This window comes from Lentzea alba, from assembly GCF_011067745.1.
In the GTDB taxonomy this organism is placed as follows: Bacteria; Actinomycetota; Actinomycetes; order Mycobacteriales; family Pseudonocardiaceae; genus Lentzea; species Lentzea alba.
Window position 1 is genome coordinate 521,215 of sequence record NZ_JAAMPJ010000001.1, and the last position, 24,569, is coordinate 545,783.

Consider the following 24,569-nt stretch of genomic DNA (forward strand, 5'->3'; position numbering starts at 1 on the left):
CTGTTCGGCTCAGGCGTCGACGCGCCTGAGAAGTACGAGAACGAGCGTGCGCTGCATGAAGCGGACGTTATCCCCTCTGGCAAGAGGGCGTCAACTCTGCGGGACGGAATTCCCGGATCGTGGACGTGGAACAATCCTTCGAGTGAAGAAGCTGGTCTTTCGCATCCCGGCGACGGCGCTGCTCGCGGCGGGTCTGATCGCCATCTGCGTGACGCCTGTGGCGTGGCTCGCTCCGGGGCTGCAAGCGCTCTACGTTCTGCCGCTCGGCTACGCGTACTGGGTCGTCCGCAACCGCACGACGGTCACGGAGGAGGAACTCGTCGCGCGAGGTGTGTTCAGCACCACGACGCTGAAGTGGTCCGAGGTGAAGTCCATCCGCCTGGTCCAGAAGGGCTGGCTCAAGGCGGTCAAGGAGGACGACACCGAGGTGACGCTGCCCGCGGTGCGGTTCATGCACCTGCCGGCGTTGTCGTTGGTCAGTGGCGGCCGCGTGCCCGACCCGACGATCGTTGAAGAAGAGGTTGCGGAGTCCGCGGAGGAAGAGTCCGTAGAGTCGGAGAAGTGATCGAACGAGTTCCGCTGCTGAGCCTGCTGCTGTCCATCGCAGGCCTGCTGACCTCGGCTTATCTGACGTACACGCACTTCGACGCGAACGCGCTGCTGTGCTCGGCGGACGCGGTGATCGACTGCGAAACCGTCACCACGAGCGACCAGTCGGAGCTCCTCGGCATCCCCGTCGCGTTCCTCGGGCTGGCGTTCTTCGCGTTCCTCACCGTGATCTGCCTCCCGTTCGCGTGGCGGATCGACGCGCTGAAGTGGGTGCGGCTGGGCGCGATCGGCGTCGGCGTGCTCATGGTCGTGTACCTGGTCGCGGCCGAGATCCTGATCATCGGCAAGATCTGTCTGTGGTGCACGGTTGTGCACGTCATCACGCTCGCGCTGGCCTGTCTGCTGGTCTCGGCGAGTCTGCGCACGAGTAACCTTTGAGGCACCGCTCCCAGACTGGTGACGCCTAACCCGGCCGTCCCGCGCGCATTCTTCTTGAACTGAATCTGGAGGAGCAGTGCCTCAGCTCCGCTCTCGCACCACCACGCACGGCCGCAACGCAGCCGGTGCTCGCGCGCTCTGGCGTGCGACCGGCATGACGGACAGCGACTTCGGCAAGCCCATCATCGCGATCGCCAACTCCTACACGCAGTTCGTGCCGGGTCACGTGCACCTGCGGGACCTCGGCGACATCGTGGCCGAGGCCGTGCGCGAGGCGGGTGGCGTGCCGCGCGAGTTCCACACCATCGCGGTCGACGACGGCATCGCCATGGGCCACAGCGGGATGCTCTACTCGCTGCCCAGCCGCGAGATCATCGCCGACTCCGTCGAGTACATGGTCAACGCGCACCAGGCCGACGCGATCGTCTGCATCTCGAACTGCGACAAGATCACCCCCGGCATGCTGAACGCGGCGATGCGGCTCAACATCCCCGTCGTGTTCGTGTCCGGCGGGCCGATGGAGGCCGGCAAGGCCGTCGTCGTCGAGGGCGTCGCCGTCGCGCCGACCGACCTGATCACCGCGATCTCCGCGTCGGCCTCTCCCGCCGTGAACGAGGAGGGGCTGAGCGAGGTCGAGCGCTCCGCGTGCCCGACGTGCGGTTCCTGCTCCGGCATGTTCACCGCGAACTCGATGAACTGCCTGACCGAGGCTCTCGGTTTGTCGTTGCCGGGCAACGGTTCGACGCTGGCCACCCACGCCGCGCGCCGCGAGCTGTTCTCCGATGCCGGTCGCGTGGTCGTGGAGCTGTGCCGGCGCTGGTACGGCGAGGACGACGAGTCGGCGCTGCCGCGGTCGATCGCGAACCGCAAGGCGTTCGAGAACGCGATGGCGCTCGACATGGCCATGGGCGGCTCGACGAACACCGTGCTGCACATCCTCGCCGCCGCGCAGGAAGGCGAGATCGACTTCACGCTGCAGGACATCGACGACCTGTCCCGCCGCGTGCCGTGCCTGTCCAAGGTGTCGCCGAACTCCGACTACCACATGGAGGACGTGCACCGGGCCGGCGGAATCCCCGCGCTGCTGGGCGAGCTCTACCGCGCCGGTCTGCTCAACGACGACGTGACGTCGGTGCACACGCCGACCCTCGCGGAGTGGCTCGGCAAGTGGGACATCAGGGCGGAGAACCCGTCGCCGGAGGCTGTCGAGCTCTTCCACGCCGCTCCCGGTGGTGTGCGCACGACTGAAGCGTTCTCGACGTCGAACCGCTGGTCCTCTTTGGACACCGACGCGGCCGGCGGTTGCATCCGCGACAACGAGCACGCCTACACGCGTGACGGCGGCCTGGCCGTGCTGCGCGGCAACCTGGCCGAGCGCGGCGCGATCATCAAGGCCGCGGGCATCGACGAGGAGCTGTGGCACTTCGAGGGCCCGGCGCGCGTCGTCGAGTCCCAGGAGCAGGCCGTGTCGGCGATCCTGAACAAGGAGATCCAGGCGGGCGAGGTGCTCGTGGTGCGCTACGAGGGCCCGTCCGGCGGCCCCGGCATGCAGGAGATGCTGCACCCGACGGCGTTCCTCAAGGGTTCCGGCCTCGGCAAGAAGTGCGCGCTGATCACGGACGGCCGGTTCTCCGGCGGTTCGTCGGGCCTGTCGATCGGCCACATCTCGCCGGAGGCGGCGGGCGGCGGCACGATCGGTCTCGTCGAGAACGGCGACCGGATCCTGATCGACGTGCACGAGCGGCGTCTCGAGCTGCTGGTGGACGACGAGGTGCTGGCCGAGCGCCGCGCCAAGATGGAGGCCTCCGAGCGGCCGTGGCAGCCGGTGGACCGGATCCGTCCGGTCACGGGTGCGCTGCGGGCGTACGCGCGGATGGCGACGGATGCGTCCACGGGCGCGGTGCGCGACCCGAGCCGCTAAAGAACAAGCGCAAGCGCCAGACAGGCGCCGAACACGAGCCAGCCCGTCAGCGGTCCGCTGACGGGCTGGCTCGTTCTTTTGACCATGATGCCGCTCACCACGAGGCCTGCGAGCAAGCCGAGCGGCGGGAGCAGGGACTTCGCGGTGAGACCGAACGGGAACGCCACCAGGTAGACGACCGGAATCCCGATCACCAGCAGAGCGAGCTGGAGCAGCGCTCCCGTCAGGTTCTTCCGCACAGGGGTTTCCTACCGGAACACGAAGTACGTCACCGCCGCACCGCCCGCTCCGAGCAGGAGTGCGATGAAACCGGCCGCCAGCGGGTGGCGGAACCAGCTGCGGTTGTAGTCCAGCGCGGCCCGGCCGGGTCCGGCGAACAGCGCCGCGAACGCCATGCCCGCGAGCGCCAGCTCCAGCTCCACGCCGTTGGGGCCGAAGAAGCCGCCCTTGTACTGCAGCGCGATGACGTTGGCCATGATCGCGAGCAGGCCCGCCGCGGCCAGGGGCGTGAAGAGGCCGAGCACGAGCAGGCTGCCGCCCGCGAGCTCGGTGATGCCGGTGACCCAGGCGAGGACGACCGACTCGCGGTAGCCCATCTTCTCCAGCGACTGCGCGAAGCCGTTGATGCCGGGACCGCCGAAGAGCCCGAAGACCTTCTGCAGGCCGTGCAGCACGAAGATGCCGCCCAGCACGGCGCGCAACCCGAGCAGGCCGATGTCCGGCCCGGCGGTCCAGCCGAACTTCTTGCGGTCGTCGTCGAACGGGTCCTCGTCCGCGAACGCGGGCTTGTCCACAGTGGACTTGTCCAGCGGCGTGTAAGCCGTCGTGTCGAACGCGCTCGTCGTCGAGTCGTAGGGCGACCCGGCGCCTTCGCCGACTCTGGTCGTGCTGTCGTCGAAGTGGTGCACTCCCCCTCCGCTGCTCGAGTAGAACGAGTCGTCGGAGAAAGCGCTCGATGTGGTCGAGCCTTTGTCGTGAGTAGCCACGCCCGCACGCTAGGGGGCCTCGCGCGGGCGCGCGAGGGCCGAACGGCAGCCCGAGTTGCCCCAGATGGACTAGTAGCTCCCACTCACGAGATTGCGCGGCCGTTCACCCGCAACATAGCGCGCGATCTCCGACGCCACGATGGCGTAGGCGCGCTGCACATGCCCCGTGCAGGATCCGGCCACGTGCGGGGTGAGGAACAACCCCGGCGCGGTCCACAGTGGATGATCGGCGGGAAGTGGTTCGGGATCGGTCACGTCGAGGGCCGCGCGCAGTCGCCCGGAATTCAGCTCCGCGAGCAGCGCACCGGTGTCGACCACGGGGCCGCGGGCGCCGTTGACCAGGATCGCGTTGTCCTTCATCGCGGCCAGGAACTCGGCGTCGACCAGGTGCCTGGTCTCCTCGGTCATCGGCGTGAAGATCACCACCACGTCGAACTCCGGCAGCAGCGCCGGCAGCTCGTCCACGCCGCGCACGCCGTCACGGGCGGTGCGGCCGACCAGCACGGCCGACGCGTCGAACGGTTCGAGGCGCCGCTGCAACTGCTCGCCGAGGTCGCCCGCGCCGACGATCAGAACCTTCTTGCCCTGCAAGGTGTCCGTGAGGTGGTAGTCCCAGCGGCCCTCGACGCGGGACTTTTCGAAAACGAGGAAGTCTCGGTATATAGCCAGCAACGCGCCGACGGCCCACTCCGCGGTGCTGCCGCCGTGAGCTCCGCGACAAGTGGAAAGCATCACACCGTCCGGCACCTTGCCGACGAAGTTCTCCGCGCCCGCGCTCAGCAGCTGCACGAGTTTGAGGTTCGGCAGCTGCGCGAACACGTCGCGCGGATCGGTCCCTGCGAGGAACTTCGGCACCAGGACCACGGCGTCCGTCCCTTCCGGCGGGAGCGGCTCCCCCGGCGTGTAGCGGACCGGCCGGGCACCGTCCACCTGAGACAGCGCCTGAACTCCGAAATCATCTGGCACGAGCACGGTGAGCGTCACGACGCCAAAGTACGTCAGAATGTCCGTCATGCGGGAGCACGACGTCATCTCGTGGGATGGCACGAAGATCCGGACGTGGCAGGCGTCGGGCGAAGGTCCGCCGGTGCTGCTGTGTCCCGGCGTGGGTTCCGGACCGGAGTCGTGGCCGTCGCTGACCGACCGCGGCGGCCTGCTCAGCTGGTACATGCGCGGCACGATGGGGTCGGACCGGCCAGTCGACGAGCGCAACATCTCGTTGGACGACCACGTTTCGGACGCGCTCGCCGTGCTGGACGACGCGGGCGTCGAACGGTGCGTCGTCATGGGCTGGTCGATGGGCGTCACGATCGCGGCCGAACTCGCGTTGCGTCATCCGGAACGGGTGGCGGGTCTGCTGCTCGTCGCGGGCGCGCCGGGCGACTCGTTCGACGCGATGCTGCCGGTGATCCCCAAGAACGTCCGCCGGCTCGTCGGCACCCTGGGCACGCGGATGCTCAAGCAGGCCGGTCCGCTGCTGGACAGCGTGCTGCACCGCGTCCCGGTGACGGACCTGACGACGTTCCTGCTGCGGCACACCGGCGTGATCAAGCCGAGCAGCGACCCGGAGGCCGTGACGCAGGCGGTCAGCCGGTTCCTGCAGCACGACTGGCGCTGGTACTTCACGCTGGCGCTCGCGCTGGGCGAGACGCGGCGCCAGGACCTCAGCCCGATCGTGTGCCCCGTCACACTGCTCGCCGGTCGCGACGACGTGCTGGCGACGACGGAGAGCATGTCCGGTCCCGTCGGCAAGCTGCCCCAGGCACGGCTGAGGGTGTTGCCGTGCAGCCACTACCTGCCGTTGGAGGCACCGGAAACCGTCTCGGCCGAGCTCGACCTGCTGCTGGACCGGGTGCGTGCCGTCGACTTCGCGACTTCGGAGGCGTTCACCCCGGGTTCACGGTCGCACACATAGCCTGGGAGTCGTGGTTCGTTCCATCGCGTTGTTGGCCGCCGCCTGTCTACTGGCAGGGGGCTGTGCGAGCTTTCCCGACGAGCCGGCACCGACGAGCTGGAGCGCGCAACCACAGCTGACCCCGCAGGCGGGCCCGAAGCCCGAGCTGCCCGGCGAGTTCCGGCCGTCGCCGGGCGAGCAGGGCCGCAACCAGCCGCAGACGAGCGTGCCGCCGCCGCAGGGGTGCAAGGACTACCACCCGCTGGTGATCGCCACCTGTCTCAACACCGTCACCGGCGTCGCCCCGATCGGCGCGGACGCCAAGGGTGGCGTCGCGGCCTACGCGACGGAACGCGGCGGGCGCCTGGTCAAGGTCACCAAGGACGTCGACCCGGTCGTGATCGCCCAGTTCGAGGTGGACGCGTCGACCGACGGTGGGCTCACCGGCCTCGCGCTGTCGGCCACGTTCGCCGAGGACCAGCTCGCGTACGTCTACGTGACGACCGCGACGGACAACCGAGTGCTGCGCATCGCGCCCGGTGACACCCCCAAGCCCATCCTCACCGGCATCCCCAAGGGACCGTCCGGCAACCGCGGCGCGCTGGCGAGCGACCGCAAGGGCGCGCTCCTCGTCGCCACCGGTGACGCGGGCAACCCGGCGCTGGCCGCCGACCCGACCTCGCTCGCGGGCAAGGTGCTGCGCATCGACGGCTCCGGCCAGCCCGCCCAGGGCAACCCGACGGCCGGCAGCGCCGTCGTCACGTCGGGACTGCGCCAGCCCGGCGGCCTGTGCGTGTCGGCGGACACCCAGAAGATCTGGGTGACGGACTGGTCGGCGAACTACGACGCCGTCTACCGGGTCAACCCGGGCAAGCTCGGTGACGCCGCGTGGACCTGGCCGGACCGGCCGGGCGTGATGGGCTGCGCGTCGTTGTCGAACGTGCTGTGGGTCGCCACGGCCAAGACGCCGAGCGTCCAGAACCTGCCGATGAACGAATCCGGTGCGTTCACCGGCAAGCCGACCCCCACCCAGGAGGACGGCACCGGGTTCGGCCGGATCGGGCCGATGGAGCAGATCAACGACTCGGCCGTGCTCGTCGGCACCGTCAACAAGGCCGGTGGCCAGCCCGTGTCGTCGGACGACAGGGTCGCGATCATCGTGCGTTCGGACAGCGAGATCCCCGGTAAAGACTAAGTGGCGAAGGCTTCGCCACCTGTGCGCCACCAGCGCGCGTAGACCTCGCTCTCGTCCACCAGCTTCAGGTACCCGGCCGCGACCTGGTCGCACAGGTCGTCGATCTCCTCCGCGACCGGTGCGTCGAGCCGCCAGGCCAGCACGACCTCGCGGACCAGCGGGTTCCCGGTGATCGGCAGCCTGGCGACGCCCGGTGGGGTGCCGCCGACCGGGTAGAGCGGGCACACCGCGCCGGACTCCCTGATCAACGTCAGCGCGACGTGCGGCTCGCTGCTGAAGTGCGCGATCCGCTGTTCGAACCCGGCCGCCGCGCACTCGCGGGCGAAGTGGGCGTTCATGCCGCTGTCGTCCGGCTCGGGCATGACCCACTTGTCGTCGGCGAGGGCTTCGAGCGGGATCTCGGGCTCGTTCGCGTACGGGTGGTGGTCGGGCACGCCGACGAACAGCGGTTCGCGGGTGAGCAGGCGATGTCCCACGTTCGGCGGTAGCGAAAGCGGAGTTCCCGGAAATCGGCGCAGCACGGCTATGTCGAGTTCGCCGGTGGTGAGCAACGCGGTGAGCGTCCCGGTCTCCTTGATGGTGCGACTCGTCACGTTGTCTTTCAACGCCCCGACGAGTAGTCCGAAGTGATAGGCGGGGATTCCGGCGAGCCTGGTAGGAGCGCCGGAACTGTGCGCGTTACGGCGCGTTACGCGTTCCAGCGTGACCAGTTGCGTGAGCATCGACCGTGCCTCCTGCACGAAATCCGCTCCGGTCGGCGTGAGTCGCACACCGTCGGCCGAGCGCACGAACAACGCGCCGCCCAGGTGGTCCTCGATGCGTTTGAGCTGCGTCGTCACCGCGGGCTGGGTGAGGTGCAGGCGTGCGGCCGCCTTGCGCAGACTGCCGCAGTCGGCGATCGCCACGACCAGTTCGAGATGCCGCACTTCGAGACGCATGCGCCTGATGTTATCGCTGAATGTAATAGCCCCAACACCCTCCGGATTCTCGCGTGAGACTCGGGCGTATCGATACGTTCGCTCACGTGATGGAATTGGCCGAGCGCCCGACGCGCACCGAGGCGGTGCTGTTTTCGGACCGCGCTGTGAAAACGTTTCTGGAGGCCGCGTCCGCCGAATACTCGTTCATCACCGAGGATGAACCGAGGCCGTGTTTCGCGGTGCTGCTCGGCCTCAACGCGGGTCCGGAGGCGGTGGTCCAGGAGGTCGCGTTCGGTCGCAACGCGCGCCTGACCGACCCTTCGGCACGCGAGGAGTTCTCGTCGACGATCGTGCCGCGGTTCGGCACGGCGTACGAGAACCCGGTGCGGGCGTGGTGGCTCGATCCCGCCGACCTGCTGACGATCACGCGCACGGCCGATGCGGCCGGTCTGGACGTTCTCGGCTCGATCCACCTGCACCCGGACTGGCACCGGCTCGGTCCCGAGTGCGAGCGCGACCGGCCGTTGAGCGACAGCCCGACGCCGATGGACGAGCACATGTTCCGCAACAGCGGATGGCCCGTGAACGTCGTCTGTTACCTCGAACGCCGCCACGGCGGCCTCTACTACTCGCTTGCCGCGTGGGACGCCGAGTGCCTGCGCCTGCCGTTGAGGATGAACCACTCATGACCGAACAGATCTACTCGCTGTGGCAACGCATGGAGCAGGGCTGGGCCCTTGGTGACGGCGAGACGTTCGCTTCAGTTTTCGCCGAGGACGTCGACTTCGTGACCGTGCGCGGCGAGGAGCTCTTCGGGCGGCGAGCCGTGGCGCAGGGGCACGGCCAGCTGTTCGCCGGGCCGTACCGCGACACCAAGCTGACCACCGAGATCAGCCTGATCAGGCCGCTGACCGACGACGTCTCGGTCGTGCACGTCACGTCGTCCATCGCCCCGGCGGGGATCACCACTCACGCACAGGCCGTCGTCGTGCGGCGCGCGGACGGGTGGGAGATCGCCGCGTTCCACAACATGATCCCGAAGGGAAAGTCATGACCAGGCCCCGGTTGCGGCACATCGCGTTCGTCGTGCAGGACGCGAAGGAGATGGCCGACTTCTACACCTCGCGGTTCGGGATGGAGCTGTTCCACACCGACCCGGACGGCAGTCACTTCGTCACCGACGGGTACGTCAACCTGGCTCTCATCCAGCAACGCCTCGACGGGGACGTCCCCACCGGCTTCAACCACTTCGGCTTCCACGTCGACTCCGTCGAGCCCTACCTGGAAACCCTCGAACCTCGCCCCGCCCTACGCGGCGGCGACCGCCCGTTCGCCGAGTACCGCGCCATCGACCCGGAGGGCAACTGGTTCGACCTGTCCGCCCACGGCTTCCTGCCACCCCCAGCTCACTGACCATGGGGGGCACATTCATGGACGTCAGGTCCATGAATGTGCCCCCCATGGTTTCAACTAGCGGGTGCCGGACCAGAAAATGGCTCGCGCGACCTGGGCGTAGAGGCCCTTCGGGTGGTTGCGGAACATCGGTTCGGTGCCGAAGAGGACGACCTTGGCGCCGTTGGTGGTGGTGCCGGAGACGACCGCCGCCTGACCTGCGGCAGCGTCCTGGCCGCCGGTGCCGTCGTCACGGGGACGCCAGTGACCTGCGGCGATCACCGTGCTGCCATAGCGCTGTTCGACCGTCACGCCCGTGCCGAGGTTCGTGAACCACTGCGGGGAGTAGACGAACGAGTGCGGCAGGGCACCGGTGCCGATCGGACCGTTGCCGTTGACCACGTTCACGACACCGTTGGCGTCCTCCCAGCCCGCGACCGGCGTGGCCTGGAGCAGGTTGGCGTCGACGTTGAACTTGCTGCCCGTCGCGCCGCGAGAGACCACGCCGCCGCGCTTCAGGAACTCGTCGAGCGCCGTTTTGGCCGTCGCGTTGAGCTGCGCGTAGTTCAGGCCGGACGACACGAACAGCACGTCGATCCGCGACCAGTCGAAGCCGGCGTTAAGCACGTTCGTGGAGATCGTGCGGACGTCGAACCCGGACTCCCGCAGGGCCTGCAGTTCGTCCGGGCCGACCGCGGCCGCGATCACCTTGCGCTGCAACGCCGTTCCGCCCGGCTTGGCGGAGGTGAACCGGACGCCGTAGCGGTCGGAGACCTCCTTCGCGGCGAGCCTTTCCGCGGCCGGGACCACGACGGTGCCGTCGTCCTGGCGGCGCAGCGTGATGCCGCGGCCGAGGAGGTCGTTGACGGCGTTGGCGTCCTTGGCGTCGTTCAGCGTCAGCGCGAGGTCTGCGCCGGGAGCGGCGTCGACGCTGCCGGTCGGGGCCGCCGCGACGACGTTCTTGCCGTTGAAGTTGAACGCGCCGTTCTTGTAGATGTCGATCGACGCACCCCAGAGCAGGCGGTGGCTCCAGCCGGAGATGTCGTACATCACCGGGACCTTGGCGCTGATGTCGCTGCCCTGCTCCAGCATCACGTTCGCGAGCGCGCGCTTCGGCTGGTGCATGTCGACCACGTACGCCCCGGCCGGATAACGCTTACCACCCAGTGTGAAGGGCTTCTCCGCACGTTCGACCCGGACGTCGTGGGCGACCAGGAGGTCGACGAGCCGGGCCGCAGCGGGCGCCGAGCGGTCGTTCGTGATCACGTAGGCGCGCGGGAACTCCGTGCGGTAGCGGTCTTCCGGCCCGAAGCCCGGGACGAACCCGTCCGGGATCTCGCGCTGCGGCTCGCCCGCCTTGCCGCGGCGGAACATCTCGACCTGGTTGGAGATCAGGTCGCCGCGGTGGTCGTCCACGTAGTCGAGCGTGGTCTTGATGGTGGACTCGACGACGTCGGTGTTGATCTTCGCCCGGCGCTGCAACTCGGCCGCCGGCAGCGTGTCGTACGCCTGCCGGTTGACCTGCTGCGGGATCTCGATCGTGTACGAGATGGCGCCGTGGTACATCGAGTACTGCGCGGTGTAGATCGGCGCCCAGCCGTCCCACACGCCGGGGTCGTAGTCGCGGAACGGGATCTCCGGCTTCGCCGCCTCCGGGTGCCCCAGCCCCTGCACGCCCTTCTCCATCGCGAGGCCGTTGGCCAGGCCGTGCTTGATGTAGAGGTCGAAGTCGTAGTTCTGGCCGTGTGGCGGGGTGGTCGGCTCGATGAGCGTGTTCTCCACGTACCCGTGCTCGTCCAGCATCATCAACGGCTGGGTGTTCTCGACCATCTCGCGCATCGCCCGGTTCTCCGGCTGCGAGCTCGTGACGAAGTCGCGGTTGAGGTCGAAGCCCGCGTTGTTCTGCCGGGTGCCCGCGACGCGACCGTCCGGGTTAGCTGTGAGGTTGAAGTAGATCCTGCTGCGCCGCAACAGGTTCTGCGTCTCGCGGTCGTTCGAGGTGGCGAGGTGCTCGATGACCCGCAGCGCGCCGTCGGTGCCCTCCCACTCGTCGCCGTGGATGTTGTTGTTGATCCAGATCGGCGCCTTGTACAGGCCGGCCGGAACCTTGCGTCCCTCTTCGATGTTCGCCCGGAACTGTTCCTGCAGGCGGGTTTCCGCCGGGCTCTCGGGCGCGGTCAGCGTGACCAGGTACAGGTCGCGGCCGAGCCCGGACTGGCCGGCGACCTCCACCGAGATCCGGTTGCTCTTCTGCTGCAACGCGTTCAGCTTCGGCGCGAGCGAGTGGTACGGCGCCAGGTTGAGCTTGATGGTCTTGTCAGCCGGGTTCTCGGGGTAGGTCCGCAGCTTCGTCCGGCGCGGATAGCCCTGGTAGCGGTCGGCCTGGTTCTCCCCCTGAGCCAGGACGAGGTTAGCGTTCACCGTGTCGACGGCGGCGATTTCGTTGCGCTCGGGCCCGTTTCCGGGCTCTCGGTCAGCGACCGGAGATGTGGGTGCTGTCGGTTGCGCTGTTCCGTTGACGGGCGCCGCCACCACAGCGGTGACCGCCAGAAGAACAGCGAGCAGAGTTCTGCGCATGCAGACGTTTCTCGCACAACGGCCCGCGCATCGACTAGAGCCGATAGGCGGGCCGTTGTTTCCCCTCGGTCAAGACCTGAACGACGAGAGTGACACAGAAACTCGCGGCCGAGCGAGAAAAGTTCACCAACCGACGCCACAATCAGGGGTACAAATCACCACTGACCAGCGCGTTCATTTCACCGCACTTCGTACAACCACTCGAACGGCCTAGCCAGACCCCAGACAGAGGAACGGCCGCCGGAACGGGTCCTTCGCCATCGCCTCCGCGAGCGCGACCGCCGGCGCGGCCCCCGCAACGAGAGCCCGGTGGTAGTCCGCCATCGCCGCCGCACTCGCCTCGTCGCCCACCTTGCTGGCCGCCGCGACCACGGTCCTGGTGCCACCCGCCAGCATCGCGCCGGCGAACCCGAGCGCCTCGTCCCCAGGCCTGATGCGGTTGAGAGCCAGCGAACAGGCCGCCAGCACCACATGCGCCGGCGGGTTGCGCAGCCTGCCGAGCTCGTGCGCGAACAACGGCCCGTCAACCAACTCCAGCCGTGAGAACAACGCGTTCTCGTTCTCGTGCTCCCCGTGCGCCGCAACGTGCACGAGGTCCGCCCCGTCGAGGTGAGCGAGCACCTCCGCGGCCGTCGCGTCCTCACCCGACAGGACCTTGGCCTTCTCGTGGTAGGCGGCCAACCGGTCCAACTCGCCATCCCCGAACTGCAGACTCGGGCCCCTGACCAGCAGCACCCGGTCGGCCTTCGGCTTGTCGGCCTGAGTCGCCGCAAGCCAAGCGGTGGCGCTCGGCGCCGTAACAACCGGACGGCCGTGCAGGCTGGGGAGAACACCCCAGGGCACCGCGTAGAGGGGGCCGGTCGGGACGACAACCAACTCCCGCTCGCCGATGAGATGAGTCAGGGGCTTGATCAGCAACGTGTCGAGCGCGTCTGCCTGTTTGCGCGCGGACGCTCCGATGACCTGCACCAACGGTGGCTGCAGATAGTCGGGAGCCAGCGCGTTGAGGTCGAAGTGGAGCTTCTGTGCCCCTTCGAGCGCCTCGTGCGCGGCACCGAGCCGCACCATCCGCACCTGGCCACCCGCGAGCACGACGGCCACCATGGCGCCACCGGACACCACAAAACTGACCATCGCCCGTTCACCTAGTTCAGCGAGGACCTCGCTGATGGACGCCATCGGCCGCGTCCGCCCCCACCGCTGGGCGTGCCAACCCAGTCGGTTGGCCTCGCGCTGCGCTTTCACCAGCTCGCCTCGCAACTCGGCGGTCGGCCTGCCGTCCAAACCCGCTCGCATCAGCTCCCGGCCTAGTCCACGCACCTCGGCGATGCGCTCGGCCAGTTCGCTGTTCTCCATGTGTTCCAGCGGTTCGTAGCGATAGGCCTGTGCTCTGGTGCGCTCCAGCCACACGAACACCTGGCGCGCGTTGTTGCTCTCCAGTGCCAGACGGATCGCCAACTCACGCAGTTCACGGCCGTGCACCGCGGTCGCGGACACCAGTTCCAGCCCGCCCAGCTGATCACGCACCAGACCGAGCTCGTCGAGGCCCTTGCGCGCGTGCAGCAACGCGGTGCGGCGATCTCCCTTGGCAACAGCGAGCTCTGCGAGCACCAGCCTGCGTTGCATGCGGTGGTCGAGCGGGGTGACCGCACGAGGCCCAGGCAGCTGCTTCAGCAGAGCCTCCCCCTCGGCAAGCCTGCCTCTGCGAACCTCGAGTCGTGCGGCGAGCACCTTGGCGAGCGAGGCCTCATCGAGCAGGTGGTTGGCCGCCAGGTGCGCGGAGAGAGTCAACGCCTTGTGCACCAACGCGTTGGTCACGCGCTTCGCCTGCATGGCATGGGCCCAGAGTTCGATCAGCGCGGCCATCATCCACCAGGTACTGGCACGCTTCTCCAGCTTGCGCATCGAGGCTTTCGCCATCCGGCGGGCCAGGGCGAACTGGTCGTCGAGAAGGGCCGCCGACGCGCGGTACATCTCGACCTCCGCGATGTCCTGGCTGACCTTTTCCCGACGCAGCAACGGCAACGCTTCGTCGAGCATTCTGCCGACGTCGTCGGACATCCCGACCATCAGCAGGGCCTCGGCGTGCAGAAGCTGGACGCCGGCGAGCACCGACGGCTGCTGGGTCGCGCGGAAAACCCGTTCGGCTTTCTCATAGTGCCGCAGGGCCTCGACGAGGTTGCCGCTCTGCTTGTAGTTGTTGGCGAGTGCCACGACCGAGTAGGGATAGATGTCGTCCAGACTGTATTCGCGGCTGAGGACGGCCACCCGCTCCAAGTCAGCGATGGCGAGCTCACTCCTGCGAATGGCGGCGTTCGAGTAGGCCCTGCCGGTCAAACACACGGCGAGCCGCTGGGCCCACTCCAAATCGATCCGCTCAGGCGACGTCCGAATCGCGTCCTCGGCGAACGTGATGAACGGGCTGAACCACTGGACCGCCTGCTCCGGCTGACCCATGCGCATGATCACGCCGCCGTGGTTGCAGTCGGCATTACCCTGCAGCAACACGCGAAGCCACGGATCGGTGATCAGGTCGATCTCACGCCGTGCCTGGTCGAACAGCTCGACGGCGGCGTCCAAACCGCTCGTCTCGCCGAGACACCGCCCCAGGGTGTACAGAATGCGGGCCCGCAGCTCCGTCCGTTCCGGTCTGTCCGGGGCGCGGTCAGCGTGCACGAGTGCACGCTTGAGAAGGCGGATGGCGGGCGGAAAGCGGTACTTCGCCTGCTCCGCCCATCCCTTCTGGTACAACTCGCGCGCTGTGTCCAAGGCACGAGCGGGCATGTGATCATCACACCACATGCGTCCGAATGGCGCTGTCCGCCAACCAGGCGCAGACCTGGTCGACGGACACCGCAGAGTGTGACTAGCTGGCCTTCTCGTCGTCGGCCAGATTGTCCGGGTGGTTCGGGCAGTTCGCGTCGTGCTCGACCGGCAAGCCGACCAACGGGTGGCCAGGAGGCATCGGGCCGCAGCACTGCGGAACCAGAATCGGGTCGTCTTCCTTCGGCTTCGGGTCCCTGGGCTCGTCGTCCGTGACCAGGTCCTTGACCTTGTCCAGGATGTCGCCGATGAAGCCTTCACGCTGGCCGGTCATGAGGTTCCCCCCTCGTTTGGACTATTTACTTCCCATCCCCCCAGATGGGTGCGTCAGAAAGAGTCGCACACACGGCTACGGGTATACGTCTCATTTAGCTAACAGCCACTCGGTCGGCCTAAGATCACAAAGGGTCACCTGCACAAACAGGTGACCCTTTGTGATTTTTGCTTCGATTATGTATCTACGAGCAGCGTGCGACCACGATCTCGCGAACGCGGGCCGCGTCGGCCTGACCCTTGGTGGCCTTCATGACCGCGCCGACGATGGCGCCGGCCGCCTGGATCTTGCCGTCGCGGATCTTCTGGGCGACGTCCGGCTGGGCCGCGAGGGCCTCGTCGACGGCCTTTTCCAGGGCCGAGTCGTCCGAGACGACCTTGAGGCCGCGCTTCTCGACGACCTCGTCCGGGGAGCCTTCGCCTTCGAGCACGCCGTTGACGGCCTCGCGGGCGAGCTTGTTGGTCAACGCGCCCGTGTTGACCAGCTCGATCACGCGCGCCACCTGGGCGGGCGTGATGGGCAGGCCGGACAGCTCGACGCCGCGGGTGTTGGCCTGCTGGGCGAGGTACGACACCCACCAGGAGCGGGCCTCGTCCGGCTTCGCGCCGGCCACGACGGTGGCCTCGATGAGGTCCAGCGCACCGGCGTTGACCAGGTCGCGGAGCACCTCGTCGGTGAGGTTCCAGTCCTTCTGGATGCGCGCGCGGCGCTCCCAGGGGAGTTCGGGCAGGGTGCCGCGCAGCTCCTCGACCCACTCGCGCGACGGCGCGATCGGGACCAGGTCGGGCTCCGGGAAGTAGCGGTAGTCCTCCGCCGTCTCCTTCTTGCGGCCCGAGGACGTGCTGCCAGAGGACTCGTCGAAGTGACGGGTCTCCTGGATGACCTCGCCGCCGGAGGAGAGCACCGCGGCCTGGCGCGTCATCTCGAAGCGGACAGCGCGTTCGACGCTGCGCAGCGAGTTGACGTTCTTGGTCTCGGTGCGGGTGCCCAGCGCGCCGGTGGTCTTCGGCGAGAGCGAGACGTTCGCGTCGCAGCGCAGCGAGCCCTGGTCCATGCGGACGTCGGACACGTCGAGCGCCTTGAGCAGGTCGCGCAGTGCCGTGACGTACGCGCGGGCGACCTCGGGAGCGCGCTCCTTGGTGCCCGGGATCATCTTCGTGACAATCTCGATCAGCGGCACGCCGGCGCGGTTGTAGTCGAGCAGCGAGTGCTCGGCGCCGTGGATGCGACCGGTGGCGCCACCGACGTGCAGCGACTTGCCGGTGTCCTCCTCCATGTGCGCGCGCTCGATCTCGACCCGGATGACCTCGCCGTCGTCCAGCGTCACGTCGAGCCAGCCGTTGAAGGCGATCGGCTCGTCGTACTGCGACGTCTGGAAGTTCTTCGGCATGTCCGGGTAGAAGTAGTTCTTCCGGGCGAACCGGCACCACTCGGCGATCTCGCAGTTCAGCGCGAGGCCGATGCGGATCGCGGACTCGACGGCCTTGCCGTTCACCACCGGCAGCGAGCCCGGCAGGCCGAGGCACGTGGGGCAGGTGTTGGTGTTCGGCTCGCCGCCGAAGACGTTGGCGCAGCCGCAGAACATCTTCGTGTTGGTGTGCAGCTCGACGTGCACCTCGAGGCCCAGGACGGGGTCGTACTTCTCGATGACCTCGTCGTAGTCCATCAGCTCAACCAGAGAGGTCATGCCAACTCGTCCTTCCGCAGAGCACGAACGGCCAGCGCCGCACCGGTGACCGCCACGGCGATGCTGGCGATCGCGTTCGCCAAGAGCAGCTTGTCATTCTTCGCACGGGCGTTCCGGAAGCCGGAGAACGCTCCCACGGCTCCCGCGACGGCACCGGCCAGACCGAGGAGACCCCGCGCCTTCTTGATGTTCACAGCGACGGACCTCCGAACGCGCCACGCGCCGCCTCGTAGGCCGCGGCGACCCGGTACATGCGGTGGTCCTGCAGCGCCGGAGCCATGATCTGCAGACCGACCGGCAAACCGTCCTCATCGGACAGACCGCTCGGCACGCTCATGGCCGGGGTGCCCGCGAGGTTCGCGGGAATCGTGCAGAGGTCGGCCTGGTACATGGCCATCGGGTCGTTCGTGCGCTCACCGATCTTGAACGCCGTGGTCGGCGTGGTCGGCGAGATGAGCACGTCGAAGTTCTCGAACGCCTTCGCGAAGTCCTGCGTGATCAGCGTGCGGACCTTCTGCGCCGAGCCGTAGTACGCGTCGTAGTAGCCGGACGACAGCGCGTACGTGCCGATCATGATGCGGCGCTTGACCTCCGGGCCGAAACCGGCCTCGCGGGTCAGCGACATGACCTCCTCGGTGCTGCGCGTGCCGTCGTCGCCGACGCGCAGGCCGTAGCGCATGGCGTCGAACCGGGCGAGGTTCGACGAGCACTCGCTCGGCGCGATGAGGTAGTACGCGGGCAGCGCGTAGTCGAAGCTCGGGCACGACACGTCCGCGACCTCCGCGCCGAGCTCCTTGAGCTGTGACACGGCGGCCTGGAAGCTGCGCAGCACGCCCTGCTGGTAGCCCTCACCGGCGAACTGCGTGACGACACCGACGCGCAGGCCGGACAGGTCGCCGGTCAGACCCTCGCGGGCAGCGGCGACGACCGGCGGCACCGGGGCGTTGATGGACGTGGAGTCCATGTGGTCGTAGCCCGCGATGACCTCGTGCAGCAGCGCGGCGTCGAGCACCGTGCGGGCACACGGACCGGCCTGGTCCAACGAGCTGGAGAAAGCCACCAGGCCGTAGCGGGAGACACCGCCGTAAGTCGGCTTCACGCCGACGGTGCCGGTGACCGCGCCGGGCTGGCGGATCGAGCCGCCGGTGTCGGTGCCGATCGCGAGCGGCGCCTGCAGGGCGGCCAGCGCGGCGGACGAGCCACCGCCGGAGCCGCCGGGGATGCGCTCGAGGTCCCACGGGTTGTGCGTGGGGCCGTACGCCGAGTTCTCGGTCGACGAACCCATGGCGAACTCGTCCATGTTCGTCTTGCCGAGGATGACGACGCCGGCTTCCTTGAGCTTGCGGGTCACCGTCGCGTCGTACGGCGGCAGCCAGCCCTCGAGGATCTTGGAACCGACCGTCGTGGGCACGCCCTCGGTCGTCATGACGTCCTTGAGCGCGAGCGGCACACCGGCGAGCGGTGACACGGCCTTGCCGGCCAAGACGGCATCGTCGACCTTGCGGGCCTGCGCGAGCGCGCCCTCGGCGTCGACGTGCAGGAAGGCGCGGACCTTGCCGTCGGTCTCGGCGATGCGGTCCAGGTGGGCCTGCGTGACCTCGACGGACGAGACCTCACCGCTGTGGATCTTCGCGGCGAGCTCGGCCGCGGTGGTGTGGATCAGGTCGTTGGTCATGCTTCCTCACCCAGAATGCGGGGCACGCGGAACCGGCCGTCCTCGGCTTCAGGAGCGCCTGAGAGCGCCTGCTGCTGACCGAGGCTCGGACGGACCACGTCCTCGCGGAAGACGTTGGTCAGCGGAACGGCGTGCGACGTCGGCGGGATGTCGGCCGTGGCGATGTCGCCAACGGTGGCCACCGACTGGAGGATCACGTCGAGCTGTCCGGCGAACAAGTCGAGCTCGTCCTCGGTAACAGCCAGCCTGGCGAGCTTCGCCAGGTGCGCGACCTCGTCGCGGGAGATGCTGGGCACTCCTGTCAACCCCCGTAGGGTCGGGATTCGAATCGGGAACCCCGTGAGTCTATGGGCTGGTCAGCAGCGTCTTCGAACGGGTTACCGACCGACCGCTCAACTTAACCGTTCCGCAACGCGGACAGCAGGTCATGCGTTGAGGATGCGTCTGCGAGAATCACCGACCGGCAACGGCGCGAGACGCGGGGTCTCGCGCACGAGCTATGGAGGCGTTCACCTTGTCGTTCCTGATCCGGGTCCAGCTCCCGGACCGTCCCGGCACCCTCGGCGCGGTCGCAACGGCTTTGGGCGAGATCGGGGCGGACATACTCAGCGTCGACGTGGTGGAACGCGGTTCCGGCGTGGCCATCGACGACCTCGTCGTGGAGCTGCCGTCCGGCCGCCTGCCCGACACGTTGATCACCGCGGCCGAGTCCGTCGACGGCGTCGAGGTCGACGCGGTGCGCCCCTACGCCGGCATCCTGGACACCCATCGCGAGCTCGAACTGGTCGAGGAGATCGCCGACGAGCCGCAGAAGGGCCTCGAGGTCTTCACCGAGGGCGTCCCGAAGATCATCCGCGCCGGCTGGGCCGTCGTCGTCGGCCCCGAGGGCACCGGCATCAACCGGCTGACCTCGTCGTCCGCCGCCCCGGAGACCCGGATGGCGGACGTGCCGTGGTTCCCGCTGGAGCGCGCGACCGTGCTCGACGGCGAGGAGGAGTGGGTGCCGGAGACCTGGCGCGAGCTGGGCACCGAACTCGCCGCCACGCCGCTGGGCAAGCCGGACCGGGTGCTGGTCGTCGGACGTCCCGGCGGGCCGATGTTCCGCGCCGCCGAGGTGGCACGGCTGGCGCACCTGGCCGGGATCGTCGCGGTCGTACTGCCGGACTAGCTCGGCGCCTTGGCCTTCTGGTTTCGCCTGGCCATCGCGATCAGCTCGGCGTTGTTCCTGGCCTGGCGGCCGTCGGGCATCAGCAGCGTGTCTTCCAGCCCCATGCGCACGTGGTGTTCGAGCGTCGCGGCGTAACCGAAGACCGGCCAGGCCTCGTCGTCCTTGCCGTGCAACAGGATCGGCAGGCCGAGCGGTTCGACCCGCTGCAGCAGCGTTTCCGCCGTCTGCCGGGTCGCGGTGACGGTGATCCGGCTGGTGCCCGGTGGCAGTTCGCCGAGGTCCGCCAGGTCCCGCACGACCAGCTCGACGCCGACGTTGACCTGGTGCAGGGCCTGGGCGAGCACGCGCCAGCCCGGCTGCCCGACGTGGACGCTGGCGATGTCCGGACGCCCCGCCGCCAGCGGTGCCCAGCTGGCGATCATCGAGGCGTTGCCGGAAACGTGCGCCGACACGCTGATCTCGATGCCCGGCACCGCCGCCCGGACCGTGGCGATCGTGGTGGCGATCTCCGGACCGGCCAGCGTGAGCGCGCCGATGACGTCCCTCGGGTGGAGGTGCACCGAGGTGACGCCGAGCGCGGCGACGTCAGCCGCGTCCTCCGCGAGACGTTCGGGGGACAACGGCAGGGCCGGGTGCTCCTCGGCTGTGCGGGAGCCGTTCAAACAGGCTTGCAGCACACTTCATACGGTCCCACACAATTCTCGCCGCCGCGTTGCTCCAACGGTTAGCTTGGGGACATGCGACTGGCGTGGACGTTGGCCCAATCCGGCCCCGCGATCGGCGATCTGGCTCTGGGAGTGGCCGGGGTGATCGCGGTGGCGGCGGTGATCGTGGCGGCCGTGCTGCGCCGGAAGCGGTGAGCTACAACTCGCTAGAACAGGATGCGGTACTGGACGAACGGCGTCTTCTCGGCGACCTGGTCGTAGAGCCTGCGAGCGGTGTCGTTCCACTCGCTGGTGTGCCAGTAGACGCGGCCGCAGTCCTGTAGCCGGGCCCACTGCGTCACCGCCTCGATGAGCGCGCGCCCGACACCCCGGCCGCGTGCGGTCGGTGCGGTGAAGAGGTCCTGCAGGTAGCAGACGTCCGGGCCGGACGTGCTGGGGTGCTTGAAGAAGTGCGTGATGCCGACGACCTGACCGCCGTCGCGGGCGCATAGGGCGTGGATGCTTTCGTCCGCTTGGAACGCTTTCCACTTCTCGTCGTACGTTTCCGCTGGCAGCGTGCGTTCGTAGAAGGTGTTGTAGCCCTCGAAGAGCTCCTGCCAGGCGGCGCGGTCGCCGGGTTCCAGTGGGCCGATCGCGATCATGTTGATCCTTTCTGCGGTCACCCGGTTGGATGACGTCCGTGTCGACGACCCTCACCACCGAACTGCTGCTGCACCGCGCGGGCACCAAGTCGTACTGGCGCGGGCTCACCTACCGCGACTCCGTGCAGTCCCTGCGGGTGCACAGCAGGCACGTGGCGGCTCGGGTGCGGGGCAGTGACGACGCGGCCTACGTGGTGCAGCTGTCGTGGTCGGGCACGCATCTGGTGGGGGCGTGCAGTTGCCCGCACGGGTCGGAGGGGTTCTTTTGCAAGCACTGCGTGGCGGTCGGGCTGGTGTTGCTGGACCGGGGCGAGACGGTGCCGCCGCCGGACGCGGAGGACGTGGAGCTGAAGGACGTGCTGAGAGCCCTGCCCGCGGACGTGTTGCGCGACCTGCTGTACGAGCAGGCGGCCGGGGACGTCAAGCTGCGAGCGCGGATCATCTCGGCGCTCTGACGCGCGACCGCAGGCCTCAGAGCGGCAACCCGTAGGCGTAGGCGACCAGGTTGATCCCGGGGACCGGCGCCCAGTCACGTTCCGGCAGGCGCGTGAACCCGATCCGTTCGTACAACCGGTGCGCCGCCAGCATCTTCTCCGACGACGACAGCACGACCTGACCGATGCCCGCGGCCCGCGCCCGGTCGATCACCGTGCGCACCAGGGCCTCGCCCACGCCCCGGCCACGCGCAGCCGACGCGACCGAGAGCATGCGGAACTCCAGTTCGCCCGGTTGCGAGATCTCCGCGTAGCGCGTGGCGGGGAGCACGACCGTGACGGAGCCGAGGACTTCACCGGAGGCGCTGTCCGCGGCGACCAGCAGTTCGGCCTCGCGGAAGCGGGACGCGGCGTCGGCGAGGATCCGGGCGTAGTCGTCGTGGGCGTCCACGAAGCCGTCGACGCGGTACGCCTCGACCGTGATCGCGCCGATCACCGGCAGGTCGGCCTCGCGGGCCGGGCGGATGATCAGGTCAGCCATCTGAGCCTTCTTCCCCGGTGAGGGCCACCTCCCTCGCCGCGTCCGGGCCCTGTTCCAGCAGGACGCGGAAGCCCGCCTCGTCGAGGACCGGGACCTTCAGGGAGATGGCCTTGTCGTACTTGGATCCTGGCGAGTCGCCGACGACCACGAAAGCGGTTTTCTTGGAGACCGAGCCGGCCGCCTTGCCACCGCGGGCCAGGATGGACTCCTTGGCCGAGTCGCGCGAGTACTCGGTCAGCGAGCCGGTGACCACGATGGACAGGCCCTCGAGGTTGCGGGTGATGGACTCGTCGCGCTCGTCCTCCATGCGCACGCCCGCGGCCCGCCAGCGTTCGACGACTCCTTGGCGCCACTGGGTTTCCCGCCACTCGACCACCGCCGTCGCGATGGTCGGGCCGACGCCCTCGGCGCTGGCCAGCACGTCCTCGGGCGCCTCGATGATCGCGTCCATCGAACCGAACTGGAGCGCCAGCGCGCGGGCGGCGGTCGGGCCGACGTGGCGGATCGACAGCGCGACCAGCACCCTCCACAGAGGACGTGACTTGGCGTCCTCCAGGTTGTCCAGCAGCTTCAGCGCGTTCGCCGACAGCGCGCCGTTCTTGGTGGTGAAGCGCTCGATCTGCTGCAGGGCGTCGGCGTCGAGGTCGAACAGGTCGGCCTCGTTCGTGTACACGGTGGACTCGGTGATCGCCGCGGCAGCCTCGTAGCCGAGCACCTCGATGTCGAGCGCGGCGCGGGAAGCCAGGTACGCCAGGCGTTCGCGCAACTGGCCTGGGCACGTCTCCGCGTTGGGGCAGCGGATGTCGACGTCGCCCTCCTTCATGGGACGCAGCTCGGCGTTGCACTCCGGGCACCGGGTCGGCATCACGAACTCGCGCGCGTCGTCCGGCCGGGCGGCCAGCACCGGGCCGAGCACCTCGGGGATCACGTCGCCCGCCTTGCGGATGACGATGCGGTCGCCGATCAGCACACCCTTGCGCTTCACCTCCGAGCCGTTGTGCAGGGTGGCGCGCGCGACCGTCGAACCGGCCACCTTCACCGGTTCCATCAGGGCGAACGGCGTGACGCGGCCCGTGCGGCCGACCTGGACCTGGATGTCCAGCAACGTCGTGGTGGCCTCTTCCGGCGGGTACTTGTAGGCGATGGCCCACCGCGGCGCACGTGACGTGGTGCCGAGCCGGCGTTGCAGCGACACCTCGTCGACCTTGACGACCAGGCCGTCGATCTCGTGGACCGCGTCGTGCCGGTGCTCGCCCCAGTACTCGACCTTCTTGCGGATCTCCACCGGATCGGTCAGCACGGCGGTGTGCGGCGAGGTGGGCAGCCCCCAGGACTTCAGCGCCTCGTACGCGAGCGACTGACGCGCGACCTCGAAGCCCTCGGTCTTGCCGATGCCGTGGCAGATCATCCGCAGCTTGCGCGCCGCGGTGACCTTCGGGTCCTTCTGCCGCAACGAGCCCGCGGCGGTGTTGCGCGGGTTCGCGAACGGCGGCTTGCCCTGCTCGACCAGCGAGGCGTTGAGCGCCAGGAAGTCCTCGACCGCGAAGAAGACCTCGCCGCGCACCTCGACCAGGTCCGGCACCGGGTACTCGGCTGACCCCTTCAGCACCTGCGGCACGTCCGCGATCGTGCGGACGTTCAGCGTCACGTCCTCACCGGTGCGGCCGTCGCCGCGGGTCAGCGCCCGCGTGAGCCTGCCCTTCTCGTACAGCAGGTTGATCGCGAGGCCGTCGATCTTCAGCTCGCACAGGAAGTGCGTGCCCTCGCCGATGTCCTTGCGGACGCGGTCGAACCAGGCCGTGAGCTCGTCCTGGGCGAAGACGTTGTCCAGGCTGAGCATGCGCTCCAGGTGGTCGACCGCCTTGAACTCGGTCGAGAACGTGCCGCCGACGAGCTGCGTCGGCGAGTCCGGTGTGGCCAGACCCGGATGCTCGGCCTCGAGCGCCTCCAGCGACTTGAGCAGCGCGTCGAACTCACCATCGGTGACGATCGGATCGTCCAGCACGTAGTAGCGGAACTGGTGCGAGCGCAGCTCTTCCGCGAGCACGGCATGCCGCTCGCGGACCTCTGCGGGGACGTCTTCAAGGCTCTCGCTGGTCACGGTGCACAGCTTAGTGACCAGGTCCGACAGTTTTCAGCCGTCCGAAACCCCGGCGAGTTCCCGGACGAGTGAACGCAGCTCCAGCAGGCTGATCGTGCCCTCGGGCTCCAGCTGCGCGGTCTCCACCCGCCGCAACCGCTCCCCCGCCAGCCGCTCGCCGAGAGTGACGTCCAGCGGCAGGAACGTCATCGTCTGCCGCTGCTGGTCGGTGAGATCGGCCAACGCCGGGTGGTAGACCGCGACGTCCACCACGTCACCGTCCACCTGGGCCACCACCCGGTAGTCGCCGAGCCGCATCTTCACCTCGCCGAGGTTCACGATCACCTCGGTCGGGTCCGGCACCGGCGGCACCGAGTCGTGGAACTCCCACACCATGTCCGACGGCGGCGCGGCCTTGATCCACGCGTCCGTGTACGGCCGCAGCCGCGGGTCCTCCTGGCCGGTGATCACCAGCGCGTACATCGCCATGTGGCCCTGTTCGAGCGAGAACACCAGGTCCGGGTGCAAGGCGTTGACGAGCTCCTTCAGCTCGTCCTCGACCCGGTGCGGTTCGCCGTCGCCCAGCGCCGCGCTCACCACCGGCACCAGCTCGAACCACCGCTCCCAGAAGCGTTGCGCGGCCTCCTCGGCGTTCGGCAGGTGGGCGGGCGTGACGTCTTCGGCTTTGCGGCGGCGGAACCACTTCATG

At 68.6% G+C, this 24,569-nt stretch carries 27 protein-coding genes; 11 read left to right on the plus strand and 16 right to left on the minus strand.

Annotation, left to right across the window (positions count from 1 at the left end; translation table 11 throughout):
- Window positions 1–142 precede the first annotated feature (142 nt).
- The 3 genes from G7043_RS02500 to ilvD all read left to right on the plus strand — a co-directional run bounded on the left by G7043_RS02500 (window position 143) and on the right by ilvD (window position 2,908).
- Window positions 143–565 carry a PH domain-containing protein gene (locus G7043_RS02500; RefSeq protein ID WP_166043414.1) on the plus strand — a complete coding sequence of 141 codons (423 nt, stop codon included), beginning with the start codon at window positions 143–145 and terminating at the stop codon, window positions 563–565.
- On the plus strand, window positions 562–987 hold the full coding sequence (locus tag G7043_RS02505) for a vitamin K epoxide reductase family protein (protein WP_166043416.1): 426 nt from the start codon (window positions 562–564) through the stop codon (window positions 985–987). Before G7043_RS02500 ends, G7043_RS02505 begins: the two co-directional genes overlap by 4 nt.
- Window positions 988–1,063: 76 nt before the next feature.
- Window positions 1,064–2,908, plus strand: a complete 1,845-nt coding sequence (gene ilvD, locus G7043_RS02510) for a dihydroxy-acid dehydratase (RefSeq protein WP_166043417.1) — start codon at window positions 1,064–1,066, stop codon at window positions 2,906–2,908.
- Here the strand turns inward: ilvD and G7043_RS02515 are convergent.
- The 3 genes from G7043_RS02515 to G7043_RS02525 all read right to left on the minus strand — a co-directional run bounded on the left by G7043_RS02515 (window position 2,905) and on the right by G7043_RS02525 (window position 4,878).
- A complete protein-coding gene (locus G7043_RS02515; protein WP_166043419.1) occupies window positions 2,905–3,147 on the minus strand; it encodes a hypothetical protein in 243 nt (80 codons plus the stop codon). The genes ilvD and G7043_RS02515 overlap by 4 nt on opposite strands.
- A gap of 9 nt (window positions 3,148–3,156) precedes the next feature.
- Window positions 3,157–3,894: a DoxX family protein gene (locus tag G7043_RS49750; RefSeq protein ID WP_166043421.1), complete on the minus strand. Its 738-nt coding sequence runs from the start codon at window positions 3,892–3,894 to the stop codon at window positions 3,157–3,159.
- Between the two features lie 69 nt (window positions 3,895–3,963).
- Complete coding sequence (locus tag G7043_RS02525) at window positions 3,964–4,878, minus strand: 2-hydroxyacid dehydrogenase (RefSeq protein WP_313887672.1); 915 nt, start codon at window positions 4,876–4,878, stop codon at window positions 3,964–3,966.
- 28 nt (window positions 4,879–4,906) lie between these two features.
- Between G7043_RS02525 and G7043_RS02530 the strand changes: the two genes are divergently transcribed.
- Together G7043_RS02530 and G7043_RS02535 are read left to right on the plus strand one after the other, a co-directional pair.
- Window positions 4,907–5,809, plus strand: coding sequence for an alpha/beta fold hydrolase (locus G7043_RS02530; RefSeq protein WP_242641825.1), 903 nt, complete (start codon window positions 4,907–4,909; stop codon window positions 5,807–5,809).
- A gap of 10 nt (window positions 5,810–5,819) precedes the next feature.
- Complete coding sequence (locus G7043_RS02535) at window positions 5,820–6,983, plus strand: PQQ-dependent sugar dehydrogenase (protein WP_313887673.1); 1,164 nt, start codon at window positions 5,820–5,822, stop codon at window positions 6,981–6,983.
- Here the strand turns inward: G7043_RS02535 and G7043_RS02540 are convergent.
- Window positions 6,980–7,921 (minus strand): LysR family transcriptional regulator, encoded by a 942-nt coding sequence (locus G7043_RS02540; RefSeq protein ID WP_166043427.1) that lies wholly within the window; start codon window positions 7,919–7,921, stop codon window positions 6,980–6,982. The two genes, G7043_RS02535 and G7043_RS02540, sit on opposite strands and share 4 nt — an antisense overlap.
- Before the next feature lie 86 nt (window positions 7,922–8,007).
- Here G7043_RS02540 and G7043_RS02545 point away from each other — a divergent pair, with 86 nt between their 5' ends.
- Genes G7043_RS02545 through G7043_RS02555 form a run of 3 tightly spaced genes read left to right on the plus strand, consistent with a single transcriptional unit; the run spans window position 8,008 to window position 9,316 of the window.
- Window positions 8,008–8,592, plus strand: a complete 585-nt coding sequence (locus G7043_RS02545; protein WP_207310529.1) for a hypothetical protein — start codon at window positions 8,008–8,010, stop codon at window positions 8,590–8,592.
- Complete coding sequence (locus G7043_RS02550) at window positions 8,589–8,957, plus strand: SgcJ/EcaC family oxidoreductase (RefSeq protein ID WP_166043429.1); 369 nt, start codon at window positions 8,589–8,591, stop codon at window positions 8,955–8,957. Before G7043_RS02545 ends, G7043_RS02550 begins: the two co-directional genes overlap by 4 nt.
- Complete coding sequence (locus G7043_RS02555) at window positions 8,954–9,316, plus strand: VOC family protein (protein WP_166043431.1); 363 nt, start codon at window positions 8,954–8,956, stop codon at window positions 9,314–9,316. The genes G7043_RS02550 and G7043_RS02555 overlap by 4 nt, the downstream gene beginning before the upstream one ends.
- 57 nt (window positions 9,317–9,373) lie before the next feature.
- Here G7043_RS02555 and G7043_RS02560 read toward each other — a convergent pair whose 3' ends face one another.
- The 7 genes from G7043_RS02560 to gatC form a co-directional block, all read right to left on the minus strand.
- The gene (locus G7043_RS02560; protein WP_313887674.1) at window positions 9,374–11,716 is read right to left on the minus strand and encodes a M14 family zinc carboxypeptidase; all 2,343 of its coding nucleotides are present in this window, start codon (window positions 11,714–11,716) and stop codon (window positions 9,374–9,376) included.
- 366 nt (window positions 11,717–12,082) lie between these two features.
- Entirely contained in the window at window positions 12,083–14,656 is a 2,574-nt protein-coding gene (locus G7043_RS02565; protein WP_166043435.1) for a CHAT domain-containing protein, read from the minus strand.
- 82 nt (window positions 14,657–14,738) lie between these two features.
- Window positions 14,739–14,969 (minus strand): hypothetical protein, encoded by a 231-nt coding sequence (locus G7043_RS02570; RefSeq protein WP_166043438.1) that lies wholly within the window; start codon window positions 14,967–14,969, stop codon window positions 14,739–14,741.
- 184 nt (window positions 14,970–15,153) lie between these two features.
- Window positions 15,154–16,656, minus strand: a complete 1,503-nt coding sequence (gene gatB / locus G7043_RS02575) for an Asp-tRNA(Asn)/Glu-tRNA(Gln) amidotransferase subunit GatB (RefSeq protein WP_166043440.1) — start codon at window positions 16,654–16,656, stop codon at window positions 15,154–15,156.
- On the minus strand, window positions 16,653–16,850 hold the full coding sequence (locus tag G7043_RS02580) for a hypothetical protein (RefSeq protein WP_207310891.1): 198 nt from the start codon (window positions 16,848–16,850) through the stop codon (window positions 16,653–16,655). Before G7043_RS02580 ends, gatB begins: the two co-directional genes overlap by 4 nt.
- Window positions 16,847–18,331 carry an Asp-tRNA(Asn)/Glu-tRNA(Gln) amidotransferase subunit GatA gene (gatA, locus tag G7043_RS02585; protein WP_166043442.1) on the minus strand — a complete coding sequence of 495 codons (1,485 nt, stop codon included), beginning with the start codon at window positions 18,329–18,331 and terminating at the stop codon, window positions 16,847–16,849. Before gatA ends, G7043_RS02580 begins: the two co-directional genes overlap by 4 nt.
- Complete coding sequence (gatC, locus tag G7043_RS02590) at window positions 18,328–18,627, minus strand: Asp-tRNA(Asn)/Glu-tRNA(Gln) amidotransferase subunit GatC (RefSeq protein WP_086660690.1); 300 nt, start codon at window positions 18,625–18,627, stop codon at window positions 18,328–18,330. The genes gatA and gatC overlap by 4 nt, the downstream gene beginning before the upstream one ends.
- 218 nt (window positions 18,628–18,845) lie before the next feature.
- Here gatC and G7043_RS02595 point away from each other — a divergent pair, with 218 nt between their 5' ends.
- Window positions 18,846–19,499, plus strand: coding sequence for an ACT domain-containing protein (locus G7043_RS02595; protein ID WP_166044900.1), 654 nt, complete (start codon window positions 18,846–18,848; stop codon window positions 19,497–19,499).
- Here G7043_RS02595 and G7043_RS02600 read toward each other — a convergent pair.
- Window positions 19,496–20,176, minus strand: coding sequence for a 3-keto-5-aminohexanoate cleavage protein (locus G7043_RS02600; protein WP_166043444.1), 681 nt, complete (start codon window positions 20,174–20,176; stop codon window positions 19,496–19,498). The two genes, G7043_RS02595 and G7043_RS02600, sit on opposite strands and share 4 nt — an antisense overlap.
- 60 nt (window positions 20,177–20,236) lie before the next feature.
- On the opposite strand from G7043_RS02600, the gene G7043_RS49220 reads away from it, so the two are divergent.
- A complete protein-coding gene (locus G7043_RS49220; RefSeq protein WP_278185668.1) occupies window positions 20,237–20,359 on the plus strand; it encodes a hypothetical protein in 123 nt (40 codons plus the stop codon).
- Window positions 20,360–20,370: 11 nt separating this feature from the next.
- Here the strand turns inward: G7043_RS49220 and G7043_RS02605 are convergent, their stop codons facing one another.
- Complete coding sequence (locus G7043_RS02605; protein ID WP_166043446.1) at window positions 20,371–20,805, minus strand: GNAT family N-acetyltransferase; 435 nt, start codon at window positions 20,803–20,805, stop codon at window positions 20,371–20,373.
- Window positions 20,806–20,843: 38 nt separating this feature from the next.
- Here G7043_RS02605 and G7043_RS02610 point away from each other — a divergent pair, with 38 nt between their 5' ends.
- Window positions 20,844–21,260 (plus strand): SWIM zinc finger family protein, encoded by a 417-nt coding sequence (locus G7043_RS02610; RefSeq protein ID WP_166043448.1) that lies wholly within the window; start codon window positions 20,844–20,846, stop codon window positions 21,258–21,260.
- Between the two features lie 16 nt (window positions 21,261–21,276).
- On the opposite strand, the gene G7043_RS02615 is transcribed toward G7043_RS02610, so the two are convergent.
- Genes G7043_RS02615 through G7043_RS02625 form a run of 3 tightly spaced genes read right to left on the minus strand, consistent with a single transcriptional unit; the run spans window position 21,277 to window position 24,568 of the window.
- Window positions 21,277–21,780, minus strand: coding sequence for a GNAT family N-acetyltransferase (locus G7043_RS02615; RefSeq protein WP_166043450.1), 504 nt, complete (start codon window positions 21,778–21,780; stop codon window positions 21,277–21,279).
- A complete protein-coding gene (ligA, locus tag G7043_RS02620) occupies window positions 21,773–23,881 on the minus strand; it encodes an NAD-dependent DNA ligase LigA (protein WP_313887675.1) in 2,109 nt (702 codons plus the stop codon). Before ligA ends, G7043_RS02615 begins: the two co-directional genes overlap by 8 nt.
- A gap of 33 nt (window positions 23,882–23,914) precedes the next feature.
- Complete coding sequence (locus G7043_RS02625; RefSeq protein WP_166043452.1) at window positions 23,915–24,568, minus strand: hypothetical protein; 654 nt, start codon at window positions 24,566–24,568, stop codon at window positions 23,915–23,917.
- Between the last annotated feature and the right edge of the window lies 1 nt (window position 24,569).